At 38.6% G+C, this 6,280-nt stretch carries 6 protein-coding genes; 1 reads left to right on the top strand and 5 read right to left on the bottom strand.

What is annotated here, in order from left to right:
• Positions 1 to 303: 303 nt before the first annotated feature.
• The 3 genes from RCJ95_RS23640 to RCJ95_RS23630 form a co-directional block, all read right to left on the bottom strand.
• Entirely contained in the window at positions 304 to 1,431 is a 1,128-nt protein-coding gene (locus RCJ95_RS23640; protein ID WP_313150015.1) for a conserved virulence factor C family protein, read from the bottom strand.
• A gap of 12 nt (positions 1,432 to 1,443) precedes the next feature.
• The gene (locus tag RCJ95_RS23635) at positions 1,444 to 3,330 is read right to left on the bottom strand and encodes an ABC-F family ATP-binding cassette domain-containing protein (protein ID WP_320939917.1); all 1,887 of its coding nucleotides are present in this window, start codon (positions 3,328 to 3,330) and stop codon (positions 1,444 to 1,446) included.
• A 121-nt stretch (positions 3,331 to 3,451) separates the two neighbouring features.
• Positions 3,452 to 3,805: a hypothetical protein gene (locus RCJ95_RS23630; RefSeq protein ID WP_446722828.1), complete on the bottom strand. Its 354-nt coding sequence runs from the start codon at positions 3,803 to 3,805 to the stop codon at positions 3,452 to 3,454.
• Positions 3,806 to 3,838: 33 nt separating this feature from the next.
• Between RCJ95_RS23630 and gmtX the strand changes: the two genes are divergently transcribed.
• Positions 3,839 to 4,117: a gamma-mobile-trio protein GmtX gene (gene gmtX, locus RCJ95_RS23625; protein ID WP_257521801.1), complete on the top strand. Its 279-nt coding sequence runs from the start codon at positions 3,839 to 3,841 to the stop codon at positions 4,115 to 4,117.
• Positions 4,118 to 4,347: 230 nt separating this feature from the next.
• Here gmtX and RCJ95_RS23620 read toward each other — a convergent pair whose 3' ends face one another.
• Together RCJ95_RS23620 and RCJ95_RS23615 are read right to left on the bottom strand one after the other, a co-directional pair.
• The gene (locus RCJ95_RS23620) at positions 4,348 to 4,926 is read right to left on the bottom strand and encodes a GNAT family N-acetyltransferase (protein ID WP_257521800.1); all 579 of its coding nucleotides are present in this window, start codon (positions 4,924 to 4,926) and stop codon (positions 4,348 to 4,350) included.
• Positions 4,927 to 5,204: 278 nt separating this feature from the next.
• A complete protein-coding gene (locus RCJ95_RS23615; protein WP_446722827.1) occupies positions 5,205 to 6,047 on the bottom strand; it encodes a DUF5700 domain-containing putative Zn-dependent protease in 843 nt (280 codons plus the stop codon).
• Between the last annotated feature and the right edge of the window lie 233 nt (positions 6,048 to 6,280).

The raw sequence follows: 6,280 nt of genomic DNA, 5'->3' as shown, positions 1-6,280 counted from the left end.
ACAATATAATCTTTGGTTTCTTGCGATAATCTTTTTCTTGTTTGCTTTTCCATTTTCGACACGTCCTTTTTGTTCCTTCATCATAAGTCTCTCTTAAGTTCGTGTCCATTTTTTATACTAACAGCCGGTTCTCACTTCTTTGGAGCGGTTCACCCTTTTTAAGAGCGGGTTCCCACTTCATTGGAGTGGTTCGCTCACTTCTTGGAGAGGACCTTCACTATTCAGATGCAACCTCACCCTCTTATTAGAGCAAACTCCAGCATTACAAAACAAAAAAAACCAGCATTTGCTGGTTTTTCCTGATTATTGTTGACGGGATTCGGTCATTTGCTTCCAAACCGAGCCTTTTGCTTCCTCACCTTGTTCGATACGGGCAATGGCCATTTTCACTTGTAGCTTCACTTCGAATTCTTTGTCATCTTCGGCAGCCTTCAATGCTGTTAAGGATTGTTCTGTGCCGACCTCATATAAATACATGGCTGCGCGCCAGCGAACCAATTTGTTTTTGTCCTGTAAGGCTTGCAGCATGGCTTCTTCAAATTCTACAAAGCCCAGGTCACTCATGCAGTCACCTGCTGTTCGACGTACTGCTGCACTTTTATCTTGGAGGGCTCTTTCTAAATAAGGGACAACTGCCACATCCTCAATCATGCCTAAGTACACCGTCGCTAGTCGACGGATAGACATTTGTTCATCCTGTAAAGCTAAATCTAATAGCGGTAGATCGTCTAGCTCAGGGTCAGCCATTTGATCGAGCAGTTGGAAGCGTTTCTCCCATTCAGGTTGCTTGAACTGTTCTACTGTCACTTTGAGTTTGTCCGTTTTCACAGCGGCTTTTTCACCATCATTATTGATAGATGTGACAATTTCTGCTAAACGGTCTGCAGAATAAGTGACATCAATTTCCTGTTTGACTGTTTCAGCAATTTCCTCCAGCTCACCGTAGCGAACCCCATAATCAATCCACTTACGTTGGAAAATATAGTTTTCATCTACTGCCGACTCAATAATTTGATTAAAAGCATCGACAAAACGGTCTCCGCAGCTTATACGATATTCACGTTGGTTATCAAAAACTTTTACTTGTAAAGGCACCTGCTTGTAAAACTGTACATGGACATAAACCTCTCCATAAAACTCATTGGCCACAACCGTTTCTTCTTGTGTTTGGACATCTTCCCCTAACACTTGACGAATACTTGCTAGGATGCCTTCCCATGCATATTTGGCATTACGCTCAACAGCAAAGAAATCGGCTACATGGTAAACGCCCTTTACTCCTTCAATCGCTAAAATAGCAGCCGCCTCGCCTGATGCTTCGTCTTTATTATCCTTTGTAAAATTATAGCTCTTCCCGAATGGTAGCTCTGTATCAACAACAATCTTCATAGAATTGGGACTTGGCGTCGGTTCAATGGTAATAATCTTCATGTCTATCGCTCCTTATCCGTTCACTATTTCATCTAAATACGACCATCTTTCAATAAGATGCTCATATTGTGCATTTAGCTCATCCAACTTAGCTGTTAATTCCTGTAGCTTGGTAAAATCTGAGCCTGCATTGGCGATTCCTTCTTCGGTCTCCATAATAGCCGTTTCTGTTTTCTCTATCTCATCTGCAATCGTTTCCCATTCTTTTTGCTCTTTAAACGATAGCTTTTTTTTGTCTGATTTTGGCTTTTCTGATTTGGCCTTTTCCACTTTTGGCGTTTCTACTTTGACAGTCGCTGCCTGCTCACGTTTCTCCAGATACTCACTGTATAGATCCAGTGTTTCCTCAACTTGTCCCTGACCATCTAGTATCCATAGCTTTTTCGCAATACGGTCGAGGAAGAAACGATCATGGGAAATTGTGATAACCACGCCTGGGAAATGCTCGATGAAATCCTCTAGCACACCTAATGTTTCAATATCTAAATCATTCGTTGGCTCATCAAGTAATAACACGTTTGGTTGCTCCATCAATAAACGTAATAAATGAAGACGCTTGCGCTCACCGCCCGATAATTTTCCAATTGGTGTACCATGAGCATGCAGCGGGAATAAAAAGCGCTCCAGCATTTGAGCTGCTGAGTAACGGACGCCCTCTGCATCTGTAATATCATTTGAAGCCTCACGTATATATTCAATCATGCGCTCATTTTCATTCATTTTCGGCAATGTTTGCTTAAAATGTGCCAACTTCACTGTTGACCCAACAAGAATTTCACCTTGATCGGGTGTCAGCTCTCCTGCTAGCATGTTCAATAAAGTTGATTTTCCTACACCGTTCGCGCCGATAATACCAATTCGATCACCTTGCTGTAGTAAAAATGAGAAATTTTCAAGGATTTTTTGCTGTCCAAAGGCTTTCGAAATATTCTCAGCCTCCAGCACTTTACGACCAAGTCGTGTTGTCGCAAGTCCCATATCCAAGGAAACATCTTCTGATTTGCGCTCTAGGTTTTCTTCTAGCTTTTCAAAGCGTTGAATACGAGCTTTTTGCTTGGTTGAACGCGCCTTCGCACCACGACGAATCCATTTTAATTCTGACCGATAACGATTGCGATCCTTCTGTGCAGAAGCAGCTTGCATCTCCTCACGAATAGCTCGAGCCTCTAAATAATCACCGTAATTCCCTGTATGACGATACAAGGTTTGATTCGCTAACTCGTAAATATGTGTTGATAATTCATCTAAGAAATAACGATCATGGGTGATGAAAATCACTGCACCCTTTAATCGTAAGACCATCTCTTGAAGCCATTCGGTAGACTGTACATCTAAATGGTTTGTGGGCTCATCTAATAAGTAAAGATCCGCTGGTTCAATTAACACCTTCGCTAATGCAACACGTTTTTGCTGACCGCCTGATAGCGTTAGTACCTCTTTTTCAAAAGTTTCAATCCCAAGCTTTGTTAAAGCCGTCTTCGCAAGGGCATTGACATCCCATGCCTGCTCTTCATCCATGCGCTGTTGCAGACTAAATAACGTCTTTTGTAAACTCTCGGAAGTTGGGTTACTTGCTAGAGCAGCAACCGTTTCCTCATATTGACGATTCAGCTGTAAAATGGGCGAATCGCCTGAAAAGACAGCTTGTAAAACCGTTTCGCCTGCCTGAAATGTAGGCTCCTGAGGTAAATAAGCGACACGGTATTTATTCGGGCGATCTACTGTCATCGAATCCGCTTCCATGTCCCCAGCTAAAATGGATAACAGGGTTGATTTTCCCGTTCCATTTATACCGATTAAGCCTGCCCGCTCTCCCTCATAAATGGTAAATTCAATATTTTGAAAAAGCGTTTTATCGCCCACTGTTTTGGTTAAATTTTGTACAATTAAATGACTCATTCCACTATTCCATCTCTTTCATGTTAGGTATTGTTCATGCCCACACGATTTTTATGTAGACGATTATTGATATCCACTATTCATCATAACATCAAAACGCAGGTAAACAAAGAATTACAAACTAGCAACGAACTGGTGGCATGTCCTGTAAATAGGATTCCATAAGCTGACAAAGCTTGATGATTCCTTGTGTTAAGTCGTGCGGTTCAGGATAAGAATAACTAATTCTCAGATGGTGATATTGTGGCTCTCCTGGATAACAAGCTGAGCTTGGTAAAAAGGTAATTTGGGCTTGTTGGGCCTTCCATAACAGCTCATCCGTATTGCCATTACTAGGTAAAGACACCCAAATATTAAGCCCACCTTTTGGTTCGATCCACGTAACGCCCTTTGGTGCATACTTATTCAACAATGCAATCGTCTGATCCCTTCTTATCTCAAGCGCAATGCGCAGTTTTTCTAAATGGGCATGCATTCGGTCTGAACGTAAAAATGGAATCAGTGCCTTTTGCCTGCAAACGATGATATCTTAGCAAGTATCTCCGAACCAACAACAAAGGCATTGGTTGGAATGCTTATGGCAGAGAATAAAAAGCTCAAAAGAGAAAACTCTCTGCTTAAAGAACAAACAACCTTTACGATTGATATGCGTCCTATAAACGATCTAAGCAAAAATAAGGATGTCGTTATAGTCGAGCCTTCTTATAATCTGACAGATACCGAAATAGATGCACTGAGAAATGCCATATATGTAACTGCCATACAAAAAATTCTTAATGAGATATAAATGTAGCTTTAAAATAAAGTTTGTACAAAAACACCTCGTAAATCCTTAAATTAAGATTAATAAGAAGCAACCATTTTGAAAAAAGATTAATCAAAATGGTTGCTTCTTTAGCATTTTTTAGTTTGCTTATTATAAAAAAATTTGATCATTTTCTACAGCGTTACTTCATAAACGCGCCCGATTGTTGAATAGTATTATTGATAAATATGTCATTCATAACTTAGAAATGATTAAAATGATTTTTCAAAACAAACACATTGGTGAATACGTTTATTATTTGTAAATTGGTCAATATCTTTCCCAACGTAATGAGTAAAAGCATTAACTAAGTATAGATTGGGCATATTACTTTGAATTCGATGATTCATTTCATTTTCTTCAAAATAAACGTGATAATAGGAATCAACGATATTAAAATTCATTTTTTCATACCATTTCTGAACCCATAAATCATCTCTTGTCCAAGCCTCAAAACGATTTAAATTCGCTCTTCTAGCTTTATTTTCAGCAGCATAGAGTAATTGTTGTCCTATTCCACGCCGGGAGAAATCCGGATGAACAGCGATATGCCAAATCATCCCTCCTAACCCTTCTCCCCTGGAGCAAACTGTTCGTTCTTCTATTTCATATTCTACATCAATAAGCCCAACGATTTGACCGTCCAACTCTGCGACTAGCTCGATTGCTGGATTTTCATAACGTTCTTTCTTATTTAGTACATTATCAAAATAAGCAGTCTGTAAAAACGCAAGTGTTCGGCATCTTACCCAACCAGTCTCATCATTAACTCTATAGTCTCTAATAATCACTTTTTTCCCTCCGGATTTTAGGGACCACGTAGTTTATAGGGGATTTATACGCTCATCCCTTAAAATAGATTCACCCCATTAAATATGTTCGCGATTTTCATAATATACCGCCTCCTTCTAATTATAATTATTTAAATTTTATCAGATTTTTCCAAAATATACACTGATAAATGACAGATTCCATACACTATAATATCCCCCCAAAAAAAAGAAAAAGCACAATTCTTGCTACAGAATTGCGCCCGATTGTCGAATAACTTAACTGTAAATTAAACATTTTAAGTAAGTTCTAAAAGCACAGTCTCTATTTCTTTATTGAAGGTAGATTCTTTCCAAAGTGTAACGGCCTCTTTCTCTTGATACTTTTCAATTAAGATTTGAATCACATTGTATCCAATAAAATACCCTAAACGTGTGAAACCAAAGTAGGAACCTCCATTAATTGAAAACCATTCATGGATAACTTCAGGTTGTGTACGTTTATTTATATCTTCCAAAAAAGTAATGATAATATCATTTTTGTTACCTTCTGCAAATTTTAACCATTCTTCTCCATTATCTTCGTATAAAAAATAGACCGATTTGTCAGCATCAGCAACTTGTTCTGAAAAATACGTTGCACATCCTTCCTGAAACAACATTGTAAAGGGATGAAACCACTGAACTTTAGACCAATCCACCCCCTCCTGATCTGATAAAATATTATGAAGAGTATGACCAAATTCATGAGCAATAATTACTTTTAAATGTTTATCATCAGAAGAGAGCTTTTCTAAACAAAATGTCACTTCAGGAATAATTTGACGATGTGTAAATGCATTTGACCCATATGCTCCAACAATAATATGTACATCTTTAGTGAACTCGACATTATATTTTTGTCTGTAAGTTAACACCACTTCTTGAATTAGGCTTTCGATTTTTCCACTCGATTCCTTTATCTCACTCATTTTGGAAGGGTATCTTTGAATTGCGTTTTTAATCTTCTCATCTGGATTTTTACAATGATACAGAAAGTATTCCTTGAAGTGTTGTGAGAACTTTTCATGGTAGTGTTTTAAGAACCGCTCCGAGGGCATGTAGTTTAATAAAAAATATGGAACTGTATTATAAATTTTCATAATTACCGTCCTCCATTTCATAACAATCCTCTTCGTTAATTTGAACTATACTTTTATATTTCTCCTAATAATTATTAGTTCCTGCTTATTCCACAATCTGGCCCGATCGTAATATGAGGTTAGCCAGTTTTTTCTGGTTGACCTTTTTCTTTTAGGTCTTATTATAACGGTAGTCGGGGTAGAACGTCTGGCCCGTGGGACTAGATCCCGTCCGCAAAACTGTTCACCCCCTA

This window comes from Lysinibacillus sp. BSL11 (assembly GCF_052928325.1).
The sequence above is the reverse complement of the archived record's forward strand: the minus strand, read 5'-3'. Positions and strand labels throughout refer to the sequence as shown.

Bases quoted from the DNA above. Each gene is read 5' to 3' on its own strand.
- RCJ95_RS23640 (WP_313150015.1), bottom strand. From the start codon at position 1,431: ATGAAGATTATTACCATTGAACCGACGCCAAGTCCCAATTCTATGAAG.
- RCJ95_RS23635 (WP_320939917.1), bottom strand. From the start codon at position 3,330: ATGAGTCATTTAATTGTACAAAATTTAACCAAAACAGTGGGCGATAAA.
- RCJ95_RS23630 (WP_446722828.1), bottom strand. From the start codon at position 3,805: ATGCATGCCCATTTAGAAAAACTGCGCATTGCGCTTGAGATAAGAAGG.
- RCJ95_RS23615 (WP_446722827.1), bottom strand. From the start codon at position 6,047: ATGAAAATTTATAATACAGTTCCATATTTTTTATTAAACTACATGCCC.